We start from the raw sequence: 2067 nt of genomic DNA, 5'->3' as shown, positions 1-2067 counted from the left end.
TTGCTTGATTCAAATTGTTAAAGAGCGACGCAGCTTTTGGCTGCTGCGGGAGTGGCATTCTACTCAACCGCCTTCTCGAGTCAAGCCTTATTTTCCAAGGCTTTTCGAGGCACCGACTGGCTTGTTTGCGTTGCCGCTTGCCCTGTCGATGGAGGCGCATTATAGGGAGCGAATTCGTTCTGGCAAGCAGATAATTGCAAAAAGATGGCTTTCATCGTTCAACCGCTCACAAAGCCACCAAAAAGCCACCAAAAAGCATCTTAATCCAGCGAAATCAGCCTGTGACAGGCGCTGCAACGGCAAAATCATGCAGGTTGTCGTAGATGGCATCGGCCAGCTCAATCCCCGCATCAGTAATCGGCTTGCCTGTTCTGACCATTATCTTGTGACCGACCTTGGCATTGATGGCCGCCTTCAAGTCTGAAGGTTTGTCACCCACCATATAAGAGCGGCTCATATCGATACCGAGCTCCCGCTGGGCAAGCAACAACATACCCGGTTCGGGTTTGCGGCAGTCGCAGGGGGCACCGTGGTCCGGGTGATGGGGGCAGAAGTAGATACCATCGAGATCCACATCCCGATCGGCCAATGACCAATCCATCCACTCGGTCAGGTTCATGAAGTCATCTTCAGTGAAGTAACCGCGGGCGATTCCGGACTGGTTGGTGACGACGACCAGAAGATAGCCTTTCTTTTTGAGGAGCTGCAGGGCGTCTATGACTCCGGGCAGAAAATGGAAATCATCGACCTGACTGACATAGCCAGTGTCTTCATTGATGACACCGTCACGATCCAGAAAAATGGCGGGTTTACTCACAACAACTACCTCTATAGATGATTTCGCAAAAGTATCTCACAAGCCATTTAAAGCCCCAAAAGTAAAAGGGGTGGCCGAAGCCACCCCTTTCATGTGTGTATATAAAGTATCGATTAAGCGATAACTTTGGCTACAACACCAGCACCTACGGTACGGCCACCTTCACGGATGGCGAAACGCAGGCCGTCGTCCATCGCGATCGGCGCAATCAGGGTAACAACCATCTTGATGTTGTCGCCCGGCATTACCATCTCTACGCCTTCCGGCAGTTCGATGGTACCGGTCACGTCGGTAGTACGGAAGTAGAACTGCGGACGGTAGCCCTTGAAGAACGGAGTGTGACGACCACCTTCTTCTTTGGACAGTACGTACACTTCGGATTCGAACTTGGTGTGCGGCTTGATGGTGCCCGGCTTGGCCAGTACCTGACCACGCTCTACGTCTTCACGCTTCACGCCACGCAGCAGCGCGCCAACGTTCTCACCTGCACGACCTTCGTCCAGCAGTTTGCGGAACATTTCAACGCCGGTACAGGTGGTCTTGGTGGTATCTTTGATACCAACGATTTCCACTTCTTCACCAACCTTGACGATACCGCGCTCTACACGACCGGTAACTACGGTACCACGGCCTGCGATGGAGAAGACGTCTTCGATAGGCATCAGGAACGGCTGGTCAATGGCACGCTCCGGCTCAGGAATGTAGGTGTCCAGGTGGCCAGCCAGTTCCAGGATCTTCTCTTCCCACTGAGCTTCGCCTTCCAGCGCTTTCAGTGCGGAACCACGGACTACCGGCAGGTCATCACCCGGGAAGTCGTACTCGGACAGCAGTTCGCGAACTTCCATCTCGACCAGTTCCAGCAGCTCTTCGTCATCTACCATGTCGCACTTGTTCATGAACACGATGATGTACGGAACGCCTACCTGACGACCCAGCAGGATGTGCTCACGAGTCTGCGGCATCGGGCCGTCAGTCGCTGCTACTACCAGGATTGCGCCGTCCATCTGGGCAGCACCGGTGATCATGTTTTTAACGTAGTCGGCGTGACCCGGGCAATCTACGTGGGCGTAGTGGCGGGTAGCAGTGTCGTATTCTACGTGGGAGGTGTTGATGGTGATACCACGCTCACGCTCTTCCGGTGCCTTGTCGATCTGGTCGAAGGCGAAAGCTTTACCACCGAAGTGCTTGGCCAGCACGTTGGTGATGGCGGCGGTCAGGGTGGTTTTACCGTGGTCAACGTGGCCGATGGT

The 2067-nt window shown here is 54.2% G+C and carries 2 protein-coding genes; both read right to left on the bottom strand.

Translation table 11 applies throughout. The features are described 5' to 3' along the window. Window positions 1–274 precede the first annotated feature (274 nt). Window positions 275–817, bottom strand: coding sequence for a D-glycero-beta-D-manno-heptose 1,7-bisphosphate 7-phosphatase (gmhB, locus tag AB5Y89_RS17825; RefSeq protein ID WP_264787020.1), 543 nt, complete (start codon window positions 815–817; stop codon window positions 275–277). A gap of 113 nt (window positions 818–930) precedes the next feature. Further along, a partial coding sequence (gene tuf / locus AB5Y89_RS17820) for an elongation factor Tu (RefSeq protein ID WP_017788708.1) occupies window positions 931–2067 on the bottom strand: 1137 nt, incomplete at its 5' end.

The organism is Aeromonas sp. s4 (assembly GCF_040907855.1).
GTDB lineage: Bacteria > Pseudomonadota > Gammaproteobacteria > Enterobacterales > Aeromonadaceae > Aeromonas > Aeromonas caviae.
This window is presented reverse-complemented; position numbering and strand designations above follow the sequence as displayed.